20 protein-coding genes and 2 tRNA genes are annotated in these 19,918 nt (G+C 68.9%); 12 read left to right on the top strand and 10 right to left on the bottom strand.

Annotated features, from left to right (window positions below; genetic code table 11):
• The 4 genes from ACT53O_RS06650 to ACT53O_RS06635 form a co-directional block, all read right to left on the bottom strand.
• Window positions 1-666, bottom strand: coding sequence for an ATP-dependent Clp protease proteolytic subunit (locus ACT53O_RS06650; protein WP_016465112.1), 666 nt, complete (start codon window positions 664-666; stop codon window positions 1-3).
• A gap of 11 nt (window positions 667-677) precedes the next feature.
• Window positions 678-1,262, bottom strand: a complete 585-nt coding sequence (locus ACT53O_RS06645) for an ATP-dependent Clp protease proteolytic subunit (protein ID WP_016465111.1) — start codon at window positions 1,260-1,262, stop codon at window positions 678-680.
• A gap of 171 nt (window positions 1,263-1,433) precedes the next feature.
• Complete coding sequence (tig, locus tag ACT53O_RS06640) at window positions 1,434-2,933, bottom strand: trigger factor (RefSeq protein ID WP_476151618.1); 1,500 nt, start codon at window positions 2,931-2,933, stop codon at window positions 1,434-1,436.
• Between the two features lie 71 nt (window positions 2,934-3,004).
• Window positions 3,005-3,078 (bottom strand) — tRNA-Pro (locus tag ACT53O_RS06635).
• Between the two features lie 106 nt (window positions 3,079-3,184).
• Between ACT53O_RS06635 and ACT53O_RS06630 the strand changes: the two genes are divergently transcribed.
• A tRNA-Gly gene (locus tag ACT53O_RS06630) sits at window positions 3,185-3,258 on the top strand.
• Between the two features lies 1 nt (window position 3,259).
• Complete coding sequence (locus ACT53O_RS06625) at window positions 3,260-3,688, top strand: hypothetical protein (protein ID WP_476151617.1); 429 nt, start codon at window positions 3,260-3,262, stop codon at window positions 3,686-3,688.
• Between the two features lie 666 nt (window positions 3,689-4,354).
• On the opposite strand, the gene ACT53O_RS06620 is transcribed toward ACT53O_RS06625, so the two are convergent.
• Window positions 4,355-4,894: a gamma carbonic anhydrase family protein gene (locus tag ACT53O_RS06620; protein WP_476151616.1), complete on the bottom strand. Its 540-nt coding sequence runs from the start codon at window positions 4,892-4,894 to the stop codon at window positions 4,355-4,357.
• A gap of 132 nt (window positions 4,895-5,026) precedes the next feature.
• Between ACT53O_RS06620 and ACT53O_RS06615 the strand changes: the two genes are divergently transcribed.
• A complete protein-coding gene (locus ACT53O_RS06615; RefSeq protein WP_476151615.1) occupies window positions 5,027-5,512 on the top strand; it encodes a Dps family protein in 486 nt (161 codons plus the stop codon).
• 59 nt (window positions 5,513-5,571) lie between these two features.
• Here the strand turns inward: ACT53O_RS06615 and ACT53O_RS06610 are convergent, their stop codons facing one another.
• From ACT53O_RS06610 to ACT53O_RS06595, 4 genes are read right to left on the bottom strand one after another with little or no spacing between them, the layout of a single operon-like run.
• A complete protein-coding gene (locus ACT53O_RS06610; protein ID WP_476151614.1) occupies window positions 5,572-7,068 on the bottom strand; it encodes an amidohydrolase in 1,497 nt (498 codons plus the stop codon).
• Between the two features lie 5 nt (window positions 7,069-7,073).
• On the bottom strand, window positions 7,074-7,784 hold the full coding sequence (locus ACT53O_RS06605) for an FMN-binding negative transcriptional regulator (RefSeq protein WP_476151613.1): 711 nt from the start codon (window positions 7,782-7,784) through the stop codon (window positions 7,074-7,076).
• 7 nt (window positions 7,785-7,791) lie between these two features.
• Complete coding sequence (locus ACT53O_RS06600; RefSeq protein WP_135949172.1) at window positions 7,792-8,790, bottom strand: Fpg/Nei family DNA glycosylase; 999 nt, start codon at window positions 8,788-8,790, stop codon at window positions 7,792-7,794.
• A complete protein-coding gene (locus ACT53O_RS06595; RefSeq protein WP_036318338.1) occupies window positions 8,790-9,332 on the bottom strand; it encodes a ribose-5-phosphate isomerase in 543 nt (180 codons plus the stop codon). The genes ACT53O_RS06600 and ACT53O_RS06595 overlap by 1 nt, the downstream gene beginning before the upstream one ends.
• 90 nt (window positions 9,333-9,422) lie before the next feature.
• On the opposite strand from ACT53O_RS06595, the gene ACT53O_RS06590 reads away from it, so the two are divergent.
• The 3 genes from ACT53O_RS06590 to pepN all read left to right on the top strand — a co-directional run bounded on the left by ACT53O_RS06590 (window position 9,423) and on the right by pepN (window position 14,055).
• Window positions 9,423-9,791, top strand: coding sequence for an ArsR/SmtB family transcription factor (locus ACT53O_RS06590; RefSeq protein WP_039416813.1), 369 nt, complete (start codon window positions 9,423-9,425; stop codon window positions 9,789-9,791).
• Window positions 9,788-11,434, top strand: a complete 1,647-nt coding sequence (locus tag ACT53O_RS06585) for a SulP family inorganic anion transporter (protein ID WP_476151612.1) — start codon at window positions 9,788-9,790, stop codon at window positions 11,432-11,434. The genes ACT53O_RS06590 and ACT53O_RS06585 overlap by 4 nt, the downstream gene beginning before the upstream one ends.
• A 74-nt stretch (window positions 11,435-11,508) precedes the next feature.
• Entirely contained in the window at window positions 11,509-14,055 is a 2,547-nt protein-coding gene (gene pepN / locus ACT53O_RS06580; RefSeq protein WP_135949209.1) for an aminopeptidase N, read from the top strand.
• Between the two features lie 4 nt (window positions 14,056-14,059).
• Here the strand turns inward: pepN and ACT53O_RS06575 are convergent, their stop codons facing one another.
• A complete protein-coding gene (locus ACT53O_RS06575; protein ID WP_167487143.1) occupies window positions 14,060-14,434 on the bottom strand; it encodes an SdpI family protein in 375 nt (124 codons plus the stop codon).
• Window positions 14,435-14,572: 138 nt separating this feature from the next.
• On the opposite strand from ACT53O_RS06575, the gene ACT53O_RS06570 reads away from it, so the two are divergent.
• From ACT53O_RS06570 to ACT53O_RS06545, 6 genes are read left to right on the top strand one after another with little or no spacing between them, the layout of a single operon-like run.
• Window positions 14,573-15,484, top strand: a complete 912-nt coding sequence (locus tag ACT53O_RS06570; protein ID WP_036320105.1) for an ABC transporter ATP-binding protein — start codon at window positions 14,573-14,575, stop codon at window positions 15,482-15,484.
• A complete protein-coding gene (locus ACT53O_RS06565; protein ID WP_036320104.1) occupies window positions 15,481-16,296 on the top strand; it encodes an ABC transporter permease in 816 nt (271 codons plus the stop codon). Before ACT53O_RS06570 ends, ACT53O_RS06565 begins: the two co-directional genes overlap by 4 nt.
• Before the next feature lie 10 nt (window positions 16,297-16,306).
• Window positions 16,307-17,551 (top strand): sensor histidine kinase, encoded by a 1,245-nt coding sequence (locus ACT53O_RS06560; protein ID WP_135949170.1) that lies wholly within the window; start codon window positions 16,307-16,309, stop codon window positions 17,549-17,551.
• Entirely contained in the window at window positions 17,548-18,270 is a 723-nt protein-coding gene (locus ACT53O_RS06555; protein ID WP_112931433.1) for a response regulator, read from the top strand. Before ACT53O_RS06560 ends, ACT53O_RS06555 begins: the two co-directional genes overlap by 4 nt.
• A 10-nt stretch (window positions 18,271-18,280) precedes the next feature.
• Window positions 18,281-19,441, top strand: coding sequence for a mechanosensitive ion channel family protein (locus ACT53O_RS06550; protein WP_135949169.1), 1,161 nt, complete (start codon window positions 18,281-18,283; stop codon window positions 19,439-19,441).
• A complete protein-coding gene (locus tag ACT53O_RS06545) occupies window positions 19,438-19,896 on the top strand; it encodes a globin (RefSeq protein ID WP_135949168.1) in 459 nt (152 codons plus the stop codon). The genes ACT53O_RS06550 and ACT53O_RS06545 overlap by 4 nt, the downstream gene beginning before the upstream one ends.
• Window positions 19,897-19,918: the final 22 nt, after the last annotated feature.

The raw sequence follows: 19,918 nt of genomic DNA, 5'->3' as shown, positions 1-19,918 counted from the left end.
TCAGGAGGTGAGCGCAGCCGGAACGCGCTTGCGCGAGGTCAGCACCTGGTCGACGACGCCGTACTCGAGCGCTTCGGAGGCCGACAGGATCTTGTCGCGGTCGATGTCCTTGTGCACCTGCTCCTGCGTGCGGTTGGTGTGGCGCGCCATCGTCTCCTCCAGCCATGTGCGCATGCGCATGATCTCGGCGGCCTGGATCTCGATGTCCGATGCCTGACCGTGTCCCGACTCGCCGACGGCGGGCTGGTGCATCAGGATTCGGGCATTGGGCAGTGCCAGCCGCTTGCCCGGGGCCCCGGCAGCGAGCAGCACGGAGGCGGCGGAGGCTGCCTGCCCCAGGACGACCGTCTGGATCTCCGGAGACACGAACTGCATCGTGTCGTAGATGGCGGTCATCGCGGTGAAGGAGCCGCCCGGCGAGTTGATGTACATGATGATGTCGCGGTCCGGGTCCTGAGACTCGAGCACAAGCAGCTGCGCCATGACATCGTCGGCCGACGCGTCGTCGACCTGGACGCCGAGGAAGATGATCCGATCCTCGAACAGCTTGTTGTACGGATCCTGACGCTTGTAGCCGTAGGCGGTGCGCTCCTCGAACTGCGGCAGGATGTAGCGGCTGGAGGGCATCTGGAAGCCCTGCGGGATGCCGGCGGTGGGCATGTTCATTCTCAGTTCCTTCAGTTCTTGGTGCCGCCGCCGCCGATGACATCGGTGGCCGACTCGCGGATGTGGTCGACGAAGCCGTACGCCAGGGCCTCCTCGGCGGAGAACCACCGATCGCGGTCACCGTCGGCGTTGATCTGCTCGACCGACTTGCCGGTCTGGGCGGCGGTGATCTCGGCGAGACGCTTCTTCATGTCGAGGATGAGCTGTGCCTGCGTCTGGATGTCGCTCGCCGTGCCGCCGAAGCCGCCGTGCGGCTGGTGCAGCAGCACGCGGGCGTTCGGCGTGATGTAGCGCTTGCCCTTGGTGCCGGCGGTGAGCAGCAGCTGTCCCATCGAGGCGGCCATGCCGATGCCGACGGTGACGATGTCGTTCGGGACGAACTGCATCGTGTCGTAGATCGCCATGCCCGCCGTGATCGAGCCGCCGGGCGAGTTGATGTAGAGGTAGATGTCCTTCTCGCTGTCTTCGGCCGCGAGAAGCAGGATCTTGGCGCAGATCTCGTTCGCGTTCTCGTCGCGCACCTCCGACCCCAGCCAGATGATGCGGTCTCTCAGCAGTCTGTCGAAGACGCTCGTAGCGACAAGTGGTTCAGCCATGGATACTCCTGATTCCGGGTTTCCGTACGCCATTGAATCTATCTGCGCAGGCAGGCCGCCTCGCCCGTGTTCGCCGTCGGCGGAGCCTCGTGTCGCGTGCGCCGCCCGGACGACGCCGAAGGGCCGGATGCCGCAGCATCCGGCCCTTCAGGGGGAACGATCCCGGGCGACTTACTCCGCGTCGGCCTTCTTCGCCGGCGCCTTCTTGGCGGCGGGCTTCTTGCCGGCGGGCTTCTTCGCGGCCGGCTCCTCGGCGGCATCCGCGTCGGCCTTCTTGGCCGCGGGCTTGCGCGCGGGCGCCTTCTTCGCCGGCTTCGCCTCTGCGGCGGCCGCCTCATCGGCGATCTCCTCCGCCTCCGCGACGACCTCGGCCTCGGCCTCGGCCTCTGCCTCATCCTCGACGACGAAGCCGGTCAGGTCGACCGCCTTGCCGTTGGTGTCGACGACCGACACCTTGCCGAGGGCGATCGCGAGGGCCTTGTTGCGGGCGACCTCGCCGACCATGGCGGGCAGCTGCCCACCCTGCTGAAGAGCGTCGACGAACTCCTGGGGGGCCATACCGTACTGCGCGGCCGACTGGATGAGGTACTGCGTCAGCTCCTCCTGCGAGACCTGCACGTCGTGAGCCTCGGCAAGCTTGTCGAGGATCATCTGCGTGCGGAACTGCTTCTCGCTGGCCTCGGTGACCTCGGCACGGTGCTCGTCGTCCTCCAGGCGGCCCTCGCCCTCGAGGTGCGTGTGCACCTCGTCCTCGACCAGCTGCGCCGGCACCGGGATCTCGACCTTGGCGAGCAGCGCCTCGATGAGCTTGTCGCGCGCCGCAGCGCCCTGGAGGTACACCGACTGCTCCGAGACACGCTCGGCGAGGCTCTCGCGCAGCTCTGCGATGGTGTCGAACTCGCTGGCCATCTGCGCGAAGTCGTCATCGGCCTCGGGCAGCTCGCGCTCCTTGACGGCGGTGACGGTCACCGAGACCTCCGCCTCCTGGCCGGCGTGGTCGCCGCCGACGAGGGAGCTGCGGAACGTCGTGTCCTCACCGGCGGTGAGCGACTCGACGGCCTCGTCGATGCCCTCGAGCAGCTCGCCCGAGCCGACCTCGTACGACACGCCCTCTGCGCGGTCGATCTCCGCGCCGTCGATCGTTGCGACGAGGTTCAGCTCGACGAAGTCGCCCTTGGCTGCGGGACGGTCGACGGTCACCAGCGTGCCGAAACGGCCGCGCAGGCGGTCGAGCTCCGCATCGACGGCGGCCGCGTCGGTCTCGACGGCGTCGATCTCGACGGTGACATCGTCGAGGGCCGGCAGATCGAACTCGGGACGCACGTCCACCTCGACCTCGACCTTGAGGTCACCGGAGAAGTCCTTGTCGCTGGGCCATTCGATGACCTCGGCCGACGGACGGCCGACGATGCGCACCTCGTTGGCGGTGACGGCTTCGCGGTAGAAGGCATCCAGTCCCTCGCTGACCGCGTGCTCGATGACGGCACCACGGCCGACGCGCTGGTCGATGATCGGGGCGGGAACCTTGCCCTTGCGGAAACCGGGGATCTGGATGTCCTGGGCGATGTGCTCGTACGCGTGCGAGATGCTCGGCTTGAGCTCGTCCGGGGTGACCGTGATGTGCAGCTTGACCCGCGTGGGGCTGAGCTTCTCGACGGTGCTGGTGACCATGCCTGTGTTCTCCTCGTGTCCGGACGCACACGTGCGCGTCCGTGGTTTCTTAGGTCTGGGGGTCGTTCGTGTCGGGGCGACAGGATTTGAACCTGCGGCCTCCCGCTCCCAAAGCGGGCGCTCTACCAAGCTGAGCTACGCCCCGGGCGCGCACTCACCTTTTCAGGTCGCGTGCGCCGAATAACGGCCGTTGGTCAGTCTAGCCGACAAGACCTTGTAGACTCTTCGGGATGCCGCTCGCAAGCGGCCTCGGGGATGTAGCTCAATGGTAGAGCCTCAGTCTTCCAAACTGATGGTGCGGGTTCGATTCCCGTCATCCCCTCCACATGAGCATCGAGGGGCCTGCTTTCCGGCGTTTCCAAAGTGCCGTCCCGAACCGCCACGGCAGGTTCCCGGGTCTGTTCGCGCTCGCGAACGGGCTGCGCGAACAGCGACGGCTGTCGCCGCGCGACACCGCGTGGGTGAGCGCGTCGAATCGTCGCGCCCACGAGCTCTACCCCGACCCGACAGCGCTTGTTCCAGACTGCTACGACCCCGTCGTCAACCCAGGTGCGCGTTCGTGGTATAGCGCTTCCGCGACCGACCTCATCGACTTCGCGGCCGAGTACCTGACTCTCCTCGATCGCTATGACGTGGCCTGGGTCGAGCTGCGGACGACGTCACCTGGACGTGTCACCTACGCGGGCGATGTGCAGATCGTCGCCGTTCCGCTGACTTATCCGGAGCACTGGCCCTTCTCGACGTCAGCGGCCTGACCCGGTCAGCACCGCGGGATCCACGAACGATCGACGCCGCACCGATGTCGGAGTAGTCGACCAGGATGGATGCACGCTCGCGAGGCGAGCACGACGTGAGGTAGAGACGTTGACCCTCGACATACCGTCGCTGACTGGTGTCCAGGGGATCCGGCGAGGAGCCGTCGCGGAGGGCGAGCCGCCGCACTGACTCCGTGGCCGGGACGTCGAGAAAGACAGTCGTATCCCAGACGTCGCGCAGCTCGTCACGGTGGAGGAAGATACCGTCGACGATCACCGTTGCGCCGGCGATCACCGGAAGCCGAGGAGCGGACAGAAGCGCGTCGCTGTCGACGTCGTGGACCGCGGCTAGATAGGTGCCCGTCCCCGAGCGGAACGGCACGACGACCTCACGCCAAAAGGCAGCGTAGTCGTAGGAATCGAGCCAGAAGCCTTCGGGTGAGTCGCGACCACGCGCATGTCGCGCTGCGCGTGGCCGATGGAACCCATCGATGGAGATCCTTACGACCGCTCTCGCCGGTCGCATGATCTCCGCGAGGTTGTCCGCGAGCGTGGTCTTGCCGGCGCCGTCTACACCGTCGATGGCGATGAAGGTGCACGCCGTACCTGGGGCCGGAGCCGGCAGCAACCGCGCCAACTCCTCGACGAAACTCGAATGCGGCAAGATCAGCGCCCGTCGGATGCCGTCGCGTGCGCGGTCGAGTGCGCCCGATAGATCCGGGCGTTGCGGAGGATACCGGCCTTCTCTTCGGCGGTGAGCTCGCGGCGCACCTTGGCGGGGACACCGGCCACCAGCGATCCATCCGGAATGACGGTCCCCTCCAGCACCACCGCTCCCCCGGCGATGAGGCATCCCGAACCGATGACCGCGCCAGAGAGAACCACGCTGCCCATCCCGATCAGTGAGCCGTCGCCGATCGTGCATCCGTGGACGACCGCATTGTGACCGACCGACACGTTCCGCCCGATGATCACGGGGTGATCGGCATCCACGTGCACCGAGACGTTGTCCTGCAGGTTGCTTCCGGCTCCCAGAGCGATCGACGCGCTGTCGCCGCGCACGACGGCGTTGTACCAGACACTCGCGCCCTCTTCGAGAGTGACGTCACCGACGACACGCGCGCCCGAGGCGACGAACGCGGTCTCGTGCAGCACCGGCCGACCGGCAGGGATGGACAGAATCGAGGCGTCTTCGGCGATCGTCATGAGGCCGACGATAGTCTCCGTATCAAATTCACGGCCCGTCCGTAAGCCCAGCCTTCTCTTCCTTGCGGAATGCGAGGCGCTCGCTAGCGTTGTCATCAACGTGGGAGACCCACGACGAATGGAGACGAGATCATGACCAAGACGCAGAACATTTCCATGACCGCTGCCGGCCCCGAGGCGGCCGCCGGCACCGCCCAGTTCCTGACGCCCGTGGTTCTCGGACTGCAGGCTCTCGCCGTCAACGGCAAGCAGGCGCACTGGAACGTGCGCGGCGCGAACTTCATCGCGATCCATGAGCTGCTCGACCAGGTCGTCAGCAACGCCCAGGGCTTCGCCGACCTGGCCGCCGAGCGCATCGTCGCCCTCGGCCTGCCTCTCGACGCGCGCGTGTCCACCGTCGCGGAGAAGACCGGAGCGACCGCGGTTCCCGCTGGCTTCGCGCAGTGGCAGGACGAGATCGTCGCCATCGTCTCGGACATGGATGCCATCATCGCCGACGTGCAGGCCGCGATCGACGGCCTCGACGAGACCGACCTCACCAGTCAGGACGTCGCGATCGCGATCAAGGCCGGTCTCGAGAAGGACCGTTGGTTCCTCTCGGCCCACCTCGCCGCGTAACGACGGCTCGACACGAACGCCCCGGGATCGGATCCCGGGGCGTTCGTCGTTTCTCGGGCTCACCCCACGTGTGTGAGGCGGCCTTCGATCATGGTCACGTGTGCGCGCGTCGCGCGCAGATCCGCCTCCGCGGCTGTCAGCGGGTCGCGGTCGACGATCACGAGGTCGGCGATGTCGCCGGGAAACAGCGCCGAGCCGGTGTGCGAGCCGCCCTCCGTGGACGCGGCGAGGGCGGTGGCGGCATCCACTCCCTCGTCCGGGCGCCAGGCCGGGCGGCCGTCGCGCGTGCGGAACACGGCGGCCGCCATCGCGGCCCAGGGGTCGAGGGCCGCGACCGGCGCGTCGGATCCGAACAGAAGGTTCGCCCCTGTTGCGGCGAGCGAGCGCAGCGCGTACGGCACACTCGTCTGTGTCGCCCAGATCGTGTCGGTCATGTCGCGGTCATCGATCGCGTGCTCGGGTTGGACGCTCGCGCCGACGCCGAGCCTCCCGAAGCGCGGGATATCCGCATGCGCGACCAACTGCGCGTGTTCGATCGTCCCCGTCGCTCCCGTGCCGGCGAAGGCGTCGAGAGCGTGCGAGTTCGCGACGTCGCCGATGGCGTGGACGGCACAGGCCAGGCCTCCCCCGGTGGCGCGCGTCATCAGGTCGACGAGCACCTCCGGCGTCACGGTCAGCACGCCGTGGTTGTGCGGATCGTCGGGGTAGGCGTGCGAGCACGCCGCCGTCCGGGTGCCGAGCGACCCGTCGGTGATGATCTTGAGCGGACCGACCCGCACGAGTCCTGAGGCGTCCAGGGCGTCTCCCGACGCCAGTCCCTCCGACAGGGCTCGATCGAGCTGCGGTGGATAGATGCCGAAGCGCACGCGGGTCGTGTCGAAGCCGGCGGACAGGCGACGCCGCCAGGCGTCGGCGTTCCAGGCCATGTCGAGATCGACGATGCCCACGACCCCGCGAGCTGCAGCCGCGCTCAGCGCGTCGCCGACAAGGCGATCGCCCTCCAGAGGATCGGCGGCGTTGAGCCTGCGCGAGATCTCGAAGGCGGGCTCTTCGCGGAGAACGCCGCTGTCGTCGGGCGTGAACCCTTCACGACGGAACGCCGCCGTGTTGAGCCACACGCTGTGCACATCGGCGTTGATGAGGTACGTCGGAACGTCGCCGGTCGCTGCATCCAGGGTCGCGAGTGACATCTCGTCGGGCCACAGTGCGTCACGGAAGCCCGTTCCGACCCGGCGACCGTCGGCCAACGGTGCGGTGCGGCCCATGATCGCTGCAGCCTCTGCGGCCGATCTGACTCCGCCCAGCGCCACGCGCTGCGCGACGAGCGCCCACTGGACGGTGTGCACGTGGTGGTCCCAGAGTCCCGGGATCACCCAGCCGCCATCCGCGTCGAGCACCTCGCCGCGTCGGCGAAGCGCGCGCGACGGGGCGATGTCGACGATCCGCCCCTGGGTGAGGTGGATGTCGACCGGGTCGTCACCGAACGGGTCGAGACGCTCCGCACCCGTCAGGCGGGCATCGGCGATCACGTCGACGGTCGCGCCTCGCGGCGGCATCCCGTTCACAACTCCTCCTCAGGACCTGGCGCCCGCGCCGGCGACGGCTGCCCCGGCCCGTTCAGGCGGAGTTGCGCACCACGCGCGGCCCGCAGGGCCTCGTGCGCGCGGCGCATCTCCCCGGCCAGGCGCGGGTCGGCGTAGGGACTGCCGGCTTCCAACTGTTCGACGATCTCGTCGACGGTCTCGTCTGGTCGGTTCTGACTCAGCTTGCGCTTGGCCACCACCTTCGTGGGCGTCAGGCGGAAGCCGACCGTGCCCCGTTCCAGTCGGCGGATGAAGTCTTCGTCGTTGGGCGGCTGCCACATCAGCCGCGGCTGGGGCAGTGCGCTCTCGAAGCGTGCCACCAGCCGCTCCAACACACGGAGATTCTCGTCCGGGGTGAGGATCTCGGGGATGCCGGAGAGGTGCACGGCGACGTAGTTCCAGGTCGGGACGTTCGGCCCCGGCAGGTACCACTGCGGCGAGATGTACCCGTGCGGCCCCTGGGCGATCACCAGCAGCTCGTGCTGTCCCAGACCGTGGATCGCATCGTCCGGCTTGCCGACGTGACCGACGACCGTGAGGTCGTCGTGGTCGTCGTCCAGGAGCACGGCGTAATGCGAGGCGACCAGACCATCGGGGCCGTGGCTCACGAGCGTCATCCAGGGGTTCTCGTCGAGGATGCGACGCAGCTCCGCGACGTCGGTCACGGTGAAGCTCGGGTTCTGTCTCATCGATGCCTCACTTCTGGCAGTTCGGGCACCAGTAGAGCTTTCGGGCGGCCATCTCCTCGAGCACGATCTCGGTGCCGCAGACGCGACAGGGCAGCCCGGCGCGGTGGTACACCCAGTGCCGATCATCGCGACTCGCCATCGCGCGCCGATAGGCCTCGGGATCGAGGTCGTCCATGGTCATCATCTGACCCGTCTCGACTCCGATCACGAGCAGGCGCGTCCAGTCGCGCCAGAGCTGTCGGACGAGCTCTTCGGGAACGATCTTTCCGGGCGTGTGCGGGTCGAGCAGTGCGCGGTACAGCAGCTCGGCGCGGTAGACGTTGCCGATGCCGCTGACGACGGACTGGTCCATGAGCAGAAGGCCGATCGGCGTCGCCTTGCGGCGGACGGCCGCGACGAGGCGCTCCTCCCCCTCGGCGAGATCATCGACCAGAGGGTCGGGTCCGAGCTTCGCGATCGTCGCCTGCACCTCGTCCGGCGTCTGCAGCTCGCAGGCGGTGGGGCCTCGGAGGTCCGCGGAGGTGACGGCGGTGAGCAGGCGCAGCCGAACCTGTCCGACGATCGGCGGAGGCCACGCGGTCTCGTCGGCGCCGTCGAGGCCGCGTGTCTGCTCGCTCATCCGGACGTGCACGCGAGCCTTGCGCGGTGCGCCGATCGAGCTCAGCGAGTTCTCGCCGGCGGCGTCGTAGACGGCACCGAGGTCGGTTCCCCGTTGATTGGTCTGTCCCATGCGGCCGTTGGCCGAGGCGATGGTGGGGTCGATCTCGATCTCGCCTGCGAAGTCCCACGCGCCGTACATGCCGAGGTGCACACGCAGCCAGACGTCGCCGTCGAAGGCGAGGAACATCTGCTTGCCGACGGCGCGCACCTCTAGGGCTTCACGGCCGTCGACGACCGCGGCGCCCTCGGCGAAGCGGCCCTGCGGACTGGATGCCGAGACCTCTCGTCCGACGAAGTTCCGATCGAACTGGCGCGCGATGCGGTGTACGGAGTGACCTTCGGGCATCAGCCGGCTTCGGGATCCATCGCGTCGACGGACTCGCCACCGGCCGGCGCCGACGTCCCCGCCCGCGGGTCGGGAACCAGAGTGCCGTCCGTCTCGAATGCGGCCAGCTGAGCGATGCGGCGCGCGTGGCGCTCCTCACCCGAGAACGGTGTCGCGATGAAGCGGTCGATGAAGGCGATCGCCTCATCAACGGTGTGCTGGCGCGCGCCGATGGAGATCACGTTGGCATCGTTGTGCTCCCGCGCCAGCTCGGCCGTGGCGATGCTCCACACGAGCGCCGCCCGGATGCCGCGTACCTTGTTGGCGGCGATCTGCTCGCCGTTACCCGATCCGCCGAAGACGACGCCCAGCGTCTCGATCCCGGCGGCCTGGTCGCGCACGACGGCCTGGGCGGCACGGATGCAGAAGGCGGGGTAGTCGTCGAGCGGGTCATACTCGATCGGGCCGTGGTCCACGACGTCGTGGCCCTGCTCCGCGAGGTGGTGCTGCAGCTGCGTCGAGAACTCGAGCCCCGCATGATCGGTGGCGATGTGGATGCGCATGCCCCCATCCTAGGGAGCGCTCGGCGTCACTGCGGCGTCGCTGCGACGTCACTGTGGCGCCGCAGCACGTGTCGATATGATGGATTGATCATGCCATTCACCCAGAGTCAGCGTCCCCTCTACGAGGTCAAGGCGAACCTCTTCAAAGGCCTCGCGCACCCCTTCCGCATTCGCCTTCTCGAACTGCTCGCCGGGGCCGAGGAGGTGCGCGTCGCGGACCTCCAGGCGGAGACCGGGCTGGAGGCGTCCCACTTGTCGCAGCACCTCTCCGTGCTGCGCCGTCACCGCCTCGTCGAGTCCGAGCGCCGCGCCAGTCACGTCTATTACCGGTTGGCCGATCCCCGCGTCGCGGACCTGCTGACCGCGGCGCGCGAGCTGCTTCTCGGCATCCTGAGCGCGGACGGCGACCTCCTCGTCGATGCGCAGTCGTTGCCCGCCCTGCCGGCGGCGCGCTCGTGAACCTGCGGGTCCGCACCCTGCTGCCCTCGCGCGCGGACTACGCGGGTCTCGCGCGCTCGTGGCGCGGTGACCTTGTCGCGGGTGTGACGGTGGGGATCGTCGCCCTCCCCCTGGCGCTGGGCTTCGGCGTGAGCGCGGGCCTCAGCGCGGAGGCGGGCCTGGTGACGGCCGTCGTGGCCGGGGTGCTCGCGGCGGTGTTCGGTGGCTCCCACGTCCAGGTCTCCGGACCCACCGGAGCGATGGTCGTCGTCCTGGTCCCGATCGTGGCCACACGCGGGCCGGGCGCCGTCGTGGTGGTGACGCTGTTGGCGGGCATCCTGGTGATGCTCGCCGGCGTGCTGCGACTCGGGCGGGCCGTCTCGTTCATCCCGTGGCCGGTCATCGAAGGATTCACGCTCGGCATCGCGGTGATCATCTTCGCTCAGCAGATCCCGGCACTCGTATCCCCCCATGTCGCGGGCGCGAGCGAGCACAGCTCCAACGCGATCGTCGCAGCCGTGCAGGCCGTCACCGATCTCGATCCCGCGTATGCCGCGTGGGCGCTGGGAGCCGTCGGCATCGTCGTGGTCTGCATGTGGGGCGCCCCTCGGTTGCACCGCGGCGTTCCCGGTTCTCTGGTCGGCATCGTCGTCGTCGCCGTCGCGGCGCTCGTCATCGGCGCTCCGCTGGCGCGGATCGGCGCTCTCCCCGGCACGCTGCCCGCTCCTGCGCTGCCGGCGATCGATCTTTCGAGCCTCACGGCTCTGGCCGCTCCCGCGGCGACGGTTGCGGCCCTGGCCGCGATCGAATCGCTCCTGTCCGCCCGCGTCGCGGCGAGCCTCGGGGACACGGGCACGTACGACCCCGACCGCGAGCTCGTCGGGCAAGGGCTCGCATCGATCGGTTCATCGCTGTTCGGTGGAATGCCCGCGACCGGAGCGATCGCGCGCACTGCCGTGAACGTCCGCTCCGGCGCCCGCAGCCGCCTCGCCGCGGTGACGCATGCCGTCGTCCTGCTCCTGGTCGTGATCGCGGCCGCCGGCCCCGTCGGGCAGATCCCTCTCGCCGCCCTGGCGGGCGTGCTGATGGTCACCGCGGTCCGGATGGTGCACGTGGACACCGTGCGGGCCATTCTGCGCTCCACGCGCGCGGATGCCGTGGCCTTCGTCGCCACGGCCGTCATCACCGTCTCGTTCGATCTGATCGTGGCGGTCGTCATCGGAGTCGCCTTCGCCGGATTCTTCGTGCTGCGCGGCATGTCGCAAGCGTCACAGGTGCGGCGGGAAGACGTGCGTGGACACACGCAGCCCGGTGACGAGCGCATCGCGATCCTGCGCTTCGACGGACCGCTGTCGTTCACCTCGGCCGACCGGGTGTCGGCCGAGGTCAACGCGATTCGAGACGTCTCGGTCGTCATCATGCGGATGAGTCAGCTCGAACTGGTCGATGCGACCGGGGCGCACATGCTCGGCGAGCTCACGCAGGCTCTGGAGCGCCGCGGCATCACGGTGCTGATCAAGGGGGTGCAGCCCCGACACGAAGAGCTGTTCCGTTCGGTGGGCGTGCTGGCGGCTCTCCGTCACCACAACCACCTGTTCGCGGATCTGCCCTCCGCTATCGCACACGCCCGCACCCACGTGCAGCGCGAAACGGCGACCGCGTAGGCTGGTCGGGTTGCCGTCGGCGCCAGCAGTGCCGGATGGTTCAGACCACACCCCTCACCCACGGGAGTACCGCAGTGCCTGGAGAGAACCTCACCCGCATCGAGGCGCAGGAGCGCCGCGCCACCGTCGAGACGCAGTCGTACGACATCGCGCTCGACCTCACTCGTGGCCCGGAGGTGTTCGGCTCACGCACGGTCGTGCGCTTCGGCGCCACCGAGGGGGCCTCGACCTTCATCGACCTCATCGCCCGCGATGTGCGTGAGATCACCCTGAACGGTGGCGCCGTGGAGGTGTCCGCCTTCGCCGACTCCCGCATCGCCCTGGAGGGTCTGCGTGCGCAGAACGAGCTCATCGTCGACGCCGACTGCCTGTACACCAACACGGGCGAAGGCCTGCACCGCTTCGTCGACCCGGTCGATGGCGAGGTCTATCTCTACTCGCAGTTCGAGGTTCCCGACTCTCGCCGCGTCTTCGCCGTGTTCGAGCAGCCCGATCTGAAGGCGACGTTCCGCTTCACCGTCACGGCCCCCGCCGCCTGGAAGGTCATCTCCAACTCCCCCACTCCCGAGCCGGTGCCCGGCGACGGTGGCGCCGCGATCTGGGCGTTCGAGCCCACCCCGCGGATCTCTTCCTATATCACGGCGATCGTCGCCGGCCCGTACGAGGCGACCTTCAGCGAGCTGACCAGCGCTTCGGGCGCCGTCATTCCGCTTGGTGTCTACGGCCGCAAGAGCCTCTGGCAGCACCTCGACGCCGAGTACATCTTCGACAAGACTCGCCAGGGATTCGCGTACTACGAGGAGAAGTTCGGCGTCCCCTACCCGTTCGCCAAGTACGACCAGCTCTTCGTCCCCGAGTTCAACGCAGGGGCGATGGAGAACGCCGGTGCAGTGACGTTCACCGAAACCTACGTCTTCCGCAGCAAGGTGACCGACGCCGTCAAGGAGCGCCGCGTCGTCACGATCCTGCACGAACTCGCCCACATGTGGTTCGGCGACCTCGTGACCATGAAGTGGTGGAACGACCTCTGGCTCAACGAGTCATTCGCCGAGTGGGCGTCGACCATCGCCACAGCCGAGGCGACCGAGTGGACCGAGGCATGGACGACTTTCAACGCGATGGAGAAGACCTGGGCCTACCGCCAGGATCAGCTTCCCTCCACGCATCCGGTCGTCGCCACGATCAACGACCTCGAAGACGTCCAGGTCAACTTCGACGGCATCACCTACGCCAAGGGTGGATCCGTGCTCAAGCAGTTGGCGGCGTGGGTGGGCATCGACGCCTTCTTCGCGGGCGTCGGTCAGTACTTCCAGAAGCACGCGTTCGGCAACACCGAGCTGTCCGACCTGCTGGTCGAGCTCGAGGCGACGAGCGGGCGCGACCTGTCCGGCTGGTCGCAGAAGTGGCTCGAGACCGCGGGCGTCAACACGCTGGCGCCGGAGCTTCGCGTGAGCGATGACGGCGTCATCTCGCGGTTCGCCATCGTGCAGACCGCGCCGGCCGACTATCCCACGATCCGTCCGCACCGCCTCGGCGTCGGCTTCTATGCGCTCGAGGGCGGAGCGCTCGTGCGCACGCGCCACATCGAACTGGATGTCGACGGCGACCTCACCGAGGTGCCCGAGCTCGTCGGTGAACGTCAGCCCGACCTCATCCTGTTGAACGACGACGACCTCGCCTACGCGAAGATCCGTCTCGATGCGAGATCGCTCACCACCGCGATCGACCACCTCGCCGGCATCAGCGACCCGCTGGCGCGCTCGCTCGTGTGGGGTGCGGCCTGGGACCAGACGCGGGATGCCGAAGCGTCGGCATCCGACTACATCGACCTGGTGCTGCGCAACATCGGCGCCGAGACCGAGTCGACGACGGTACGCACGACCCTCGCGCAGCTGCAGCTCGCCGCGAACGCCTACGTCGGCTCGGACAAGCGCGAGGCCGCGCGGGTACGCGTCGCCAACGGGCTGTGGGAACTGGCTCAGGATGCCGAGGCGGGCAGCGACAGCCAGCTGCAGTTCGTCACCGCCTTCGCCTCGGCGGCGGCGACTCCCGCCCAGTGGGAGACGGTGCGCACCCTGCGCGACGGGGAGCTGACGCTGCCGGGACTCGAGATCGACGCCGACCTCTCGTGGGCGTTGCTGGTGTCGCTGGCAGCAGGTGGTGTCGTCTCGGCCGAGCAGATCGATGCGGCGCTGGCTGCAGACAACACGGCCAAGGGCGGAGAGTTCGCAGCGCAGGCGAAGGCGGCCCTGCCCACGGTCGACGCCAAGCGCGCGGCGTGGGCGTCGCTCGTCGACAGCGCCGATCTGCCGAACACCGTCGTGCGCTCGGCCGCTCTCGGATTCGTGCACCCGGCCGGCGTCGCGGCGCTGGAGTCTTTCGTCCAGCCGTACTTCGACATGCTGCTGCCGGTCTGGGAGTCGCGGACCTACCAGATCGCGAACTACCTGATTACGGGGCTGTATCCCGCGCCACTGGCTTCTCTCGCACTGCGCGACGCGACCCGCCAGTGGCTCGCCGCCCACGCCGACGCGCCGGCGGCCCTTCGCCGACTCGTCAACGAGAATCTCGCCGGTGTCGAGCGCGCCCTCGCCGTGCAGGAGCGCGACGCCGACCGCTGAGGCGTCACCGCGGGCGTCGGGCCGCGCGCGTATATTCGCGCGAGGCCCGACGCGCGGGAAAGAACCCCACGATGATCCACACGAGAGCCCAGACGACTGCCGTCCCGAGTGCGGCGGCCGCCGCGTCGGGGCCCACCGTCGGGGCGAGAACGATCGAGAGCACCGCGCCGAAGGCCGTCCCTGCGGCGGCGACGTAGACCGACGCGGATGTCGCGCGGTTGACGACCCGCCAGGCCTCTGCATCGTGGAGCGTCAGGCGACTGCGATAGCCGAGCAACGCGTTGCGCGGAAGACTGCCCGTGTGAGCACTGCGTGCCCACCACGCGAGCAGCGCGGCGAAGCCCGCAAGGGCGAGAGCGCCCACACCTGTCTCGATCATCCTGTGTCCCCTGTCGTCAAGTTCCATCCTGACGACGACGGGATCGCGGGTGATCGTCCGCGAGGACGACATCTGATGTCGCTGATCTCATCCTCCCGCAGGATGTGGTGCCGACCTCCGTCGCCGTAGCGTCGAAGCATGATTGTTGCGGAGAACCTCACCAAGAGATACGGAAGCACCACCGCCGTCGACGACGTCTCGTTCGCGGTGCGACCCGGGCAGGTGACCGGCTTCCTCGGCCCCAACGGCGCGGGAAAGTCGACGACGATGCGAATGATCGTCGGGCTGGACGCCCCCTCGTCCGGCAGCGTCAGCGTGGGCGGACACCGCTACGCGCGGAGCCGCTCGCCGCTCACCGAAGTCGGCGTGCTCCTCGACGCGAAAGCCGTGCACACCGGACGTTCGGCGCGAGGACACCTGCGTGCGATGGCCGCGACCCACGGCATCCCGAATTCCCGCGTCGACGAGGTGATCGCCCTGACGGGTCTCGAGGCGGTCGCCGGCAAGCGAGCGGGAAAGTTCTCGCTGGGCATGGGACAGCGGCTCGGCATCGCGGCGGCACTTCTCGGCGACCCGCAGACGCTGATTCTCGACGAGCCGGTCAACGGCCTCGACCCCGAAGGCGTGCGATGGGTGCGACAGCTCGTCCGTCACCTCGCCGGTGAGGGCCGTACCGTGCTGCTGTCGAGCCACCTGATGAGCGAGATGTCGCAGACCGCCGACCACGTGATCGTCCTGGGCCGTGGTCGCGTGCTCGCCGACGCGCCGCTTCCCGAGCTGGTGCGGGCATGGACACGCAACGAAGTGCTCGTTCGCACCCCTCGAGCGGCCGACCTCGTCGGCGTGCTCGCGTCGCCGGACGTCACGGTCACCGACGCCGGGGACGGATCCCTGCTGGTCGCGGGTGTCAGCGCGCGCGCCATCGGCGACCTCGCCGCGGATCGCGGCATCCCCCTACACGAGCTCACCCCACGGACCGGGTCGCTCGAAGAGGCATACATGGCGCTCACCGAGGGCTCCGTGCAGTACAAGACGAAGGAGATCGCATGACCACCGCGACCGCCCCGACGGCATCGTCCGCTGCGCAGACACGTGCCGCGGCCTCGCCCTACCACCTCACGTTCGCCCGCGTCGTTCGCAGCGAGTGGCTCAAACTGCTGTCGCTGCGCTCGACCTGGTGGTCGCTCGCGATCACCGTTGCGCTCTCGGTGGGCATCTCGCTGCTGATGGCCTCGGCCCTGCGTGACTTCGACGCGGGGTTCGCGCCGGTGATGGTCATCGTCATGCCGATGCAGTTCACGATGCTCGTCGCCGGCATCCTGGGAGCGATCGCCATCACCGGGGAGTACTCCACGGGGATGATCCGCTCGACTCTGACGGCAGAGCCGCGTCGTGGCGCCGTGCTGGTCGCGAAGGCCCTCGTCGTGGCGGTCGTCCTGGCCCTGACGACCGCGGTCACCTACGCGATCGCCGTGCTGACGACGGCACCGATCCTCAAGACGGCGATCGACTGGTCGGATCCCACGCTGTCCTGGTTCCCGCTGCTCGCGGGTGTGTTCGCCATGGCGATGTTCGCCCTGATCGGCCTCGGCTTCGGCTTCATCGTGCGCAACGGCGCCGGTGCGATCGCGGCCACCGTGGGGGTGCTGTTCGTGCTCCCCATCGTCCTCAGCATGTTCTCCTTCGCAGGCGAAGGCTGGAAGTGGATCGTGGATGCCAGCGCGTACCTGCCTATGTCGGGTGCGCAGTCCGCCACCACCGCCGGCGGCGAGGACGTGATGCGCGGCCTGGTGACCCTCGCCGCGTGGCCCGCTGCGCTGCTGCTGGGAGCGTGGGCGAGCCTGCGCAGCCGGGACACCTGAGCTGGAAGAGATGACCGCAGAAGCCCGCAGCTCGCTGGATCCCGCATCCAGCGAGCTGCGGCTTCCGCGTGCCCCGGGCGTGATCCGTCGCTTCTGGGCACGGCATCCACGGCTGACCGACGTCATCGTCGCCCTCCTCACCGCTTTGGTGACCTTTCCCGCGCCGGGACGAGCCGGTCTCAGCGGCGATGATCCGCTGTGGACGGGCCTTCGTCCCGTGGTCGTCGTGGTGCTCACGCTCGCGTGCGTGGCGATGCTCTGGCGTCGCCGTTGCCCACTCGTGTCGTTCTCGCTCGCGGCGCTGGGCGCGCTTCTGGCGGTGTCTTCGGGCTCGGGGGTGGGATCGGGCACGACGGCCGTCGCTGTCTACGCGGTCGCGGTGTATGCGGGGTCGTCGGCCGCCTGGATCTCGTCGGGGATCGCCATCGGTGCGACGACGCTCGCTGCGGGGATCGCTGTCCTTGTCGGGGTGCTGCCGTGGTCGACGGCGGTGAACGGGTGCGCGGCTCTCGCGGTGGGCCTCCTGGTCGGCTGCCTCGTCGGCGTCAACATCGGCAACCGTGCGCGCTACGTCGCGGCGTTGATGGAGACGTCCCGTCAGCTGTGGGCGGAGCGTGCGCAGCACGCGGTGCACGCCGCTGCCGCCGAGCGTGCGCGCATCGCGCGGGAGATGCATGACGTGGTGTCCCACTCGCTCACCGTGATGGTGGCCCTTGCCGAGGGGGCGACGGCGACCGACGATGCGGTGCGCGCCCGCGCGGCGACGGCGCAGATCGCGGCGACCGGCCGAGGCGCGCTCACTCAGATGAGGGCCATGTTGGGCGTGCTGCGCAGCGGCGACGCCGACGATGCGCCGCTGGGGCCGCTGGACGGGGACACGGTGCGCGATGCCGTCACGGCCGCGCGCAGCGCAGGCATCCCCGTCGTGCTGCGGACGACCGGCGGTGAGATCGCCGATCTTCCCGTGCGCCTGGCTGTGGCGCGCGTGGTGCAGGAGGGATTGACCAACGTCATCCGGCACGCACCGTCGGCGCAGGAGGTGATCGTGTCGATCTCGTCGACGGCGAGCGAAGTGGTCGTCGAGGTCGTCAACGACGGCGTCCACGGGGCCGTCTCCCGCGGAGGGTACGGCATCCGCGGTCTGCAGGAACGTGCGGCGCAGGTGGGCGGCGTCGCGGAGGCGGGGCGGCGCCCCGACGGACGGTGGCATGTGCGACTGACCCTGCCGGCTTCGGCGGAGAGGACCCCGGCATGACGGACCCGATCCGTGTCGTGATCGCCGACGACCAGCAGCTCATCCGGCTCGGCTTCGGTCTCGTGCTCGACGCCGAGCCCGACATCGCGGTGGTGGGTGAGGCGATCGACGGGGTCGATGCGGTCGCCCTGTGCGTCGCCCTCCGGCCCGACGTGGTGCTGATGGACGTGCGGATGCCCCGGCTCGACGGTGTGGCGGCGACGGCGCGTGTGGTCGCCGAGGCGCCGCAGACGCGGGTGCTCGTGCTGACGACGTTCGATCTCGACGAGTACGCCTTCGGCGCTCTGGATGCCGGGGCCAGCGGATTCCTGCTCAAGGACGTCGAGCGCAGCGCGCTGGTCACGGCCATCCGCGCCGTGGCCGCCGGCGACGCCGTACTGTCGCCACGGGTGACCCGCGAAGTGCTGCGCCGGCGGGCCGGGAGCACACCGGCATCCGCCGCGTCCGAACGCGCGGACAGGTCCGCCATCGCGGCGCGCGTGCGCGAACTCACGCCTCGCGAGAGCGACGTGTTCCTCGCGCTGGTGCGCGGGCTGACGAACGCCGAGATCGCGGCGGAGCTGTTCCTCAGCGAGACGACCGTGAAGACCCATGTCGGACGCGTGCTGGCGAAACTGGGAGCGCGGGATCGGATCCAGGCCGTCATCCTCGCCCATCGGGGCGGGTGGGCGGACGACTCCCCCGCGGGTTCCCAGAGCGGACAGAGCGAGCCTCGTTAGGATCGGGGTGATGCGCTACTTCTCTGACTCCGGCGGTGGAGCGACGGCCCCCGTGATCGACCCGGGAGTGTGGACGGCGATTCTCACCTGGCTCGGGGAGGCCGGGGTGAACCTCCTCACGATCGCGGGAATCATCGTCGGCGCGTTCATCGTCTCGTGGGTGCTGCGTCTGGTCATCCGGCGGATCGTCAACCGGATCGTGTCGGGCGCGAAGAGCAAGGCGAACGTCGATGACACCCAGGCCTTGGAGCGCTCGCCCCTCGCCGCGATGCGGCTCGTGCAGCGAACGCGCACGCTGGGTTCGATCCTGCAGAACATCGTCAACGTCGCGATCGTCACCATCGCCATCCTGCTGATCTTCGGGAGGATCGCTCCGGACGCCCTCGGGTCGTTCGCCCTGCTCTCGGCGGCCATCGGCGCCGGCCTCGGTTTCGGTGCCCAGAACATCGTCAAAGACGTGCTGAACGGCATCTTCATTGTCGCCGAGGATCAGGTCGGCATCGGCGACGTCGTCGATCTGGGGTTGGCCACCGGCATCGTGGAGTACGTCAGCGTCCGCATCACGCACGTCCGCGACGTCAACGGGACGCTCTGGTACGTGCGCAACGGCGAGATCACCCGCATCGGCAACATGTCCCAGGGATGGTCTCGCGTGATCATCGACCTCGCTCTGCCGGTCGACGTCGACATCGAGCAGGTCGAGAAGACGATGCTCGCCACGGCGAAGAACCTCGCGAAGGATCCGAAGTGGCGCACCCGCGTGATCGAGCAGCCCGAGGTCTGGGGCCTGGAGTCGATCACCGGCGATGCCCTCGTCATCCGCCTCGTGATGAAGACCCGCGCGAACGCGAAGGATGATGTCGCCCGCGAGCTGAGGATGCGCCTGAAGCGCGCGATGGACGAGTTGGGCGTCACGCTCCCCTCGATGAACACCGTCATGCTGGCCGGCCTCGAGGGCGCCCAGCGCGTGCGCGGTGCCAATCCGCCGCGTACCCGACCGACACCCGTCGCGACCGCCGACGGAAAAGGCATCTGGAAGCCCAAGCGCGGCGGCCGAGCGACTCAGGCGCCCGCGGTCGACGGCGAGGTGGAGGTCGCGACGCCCCCATCCGGCGCGACGCCGGCACCGAAGACACCCGCGCCGAAGAGGACCGATGAGGGGGACGCGTGAGCGACGACGCAGAGACGTTCTATGCACAGGTCGGCGGGCACGAGACCTTCGCGCGCCTGGTGGACGCGTTCTACCGCGGTGTGGCGGCCGACGACGTGCTCAAGCCGATGTACCCCGAGGAAGACCTCGGCCCGGCCGCCGAGCGGCTGACCCTCTTTCTCGAGCAGTATTGGGGCGGACCGACGACCTACAGCGAGCGACGCGGACATCCTCGTCTGCGCATGCGGCATGTGCCGTTCCACGTGAATCCGGATGCTCGTGATCGGTGGTTGCTCCACATGCGCCGCGCCGTCGACGAGCTGGAGTTGTCGCCGCTGCACGAGGCCACGCTCTGGGACTATCTCCAGCGCGCCGCGCATGCCATGGTGAACACATTCGAGCCCACCGGAATCGGCCCGGAACGGCCAGCGACGGCATCCTCGCTGGCGGTCCGTTCCTCGGACCAGACCGACTGACGCCCGTCCCCGGGCACCGAGA

The sequence above is a fragment of the Microbacterium sp. DMC48 genome (assembly GCF_056313825.1).
The sequence above is the reverse complement of the archived record's forward strand: the minus strand, read 5'-3'. Positions and strand labels throughout refer to the sequence as shown.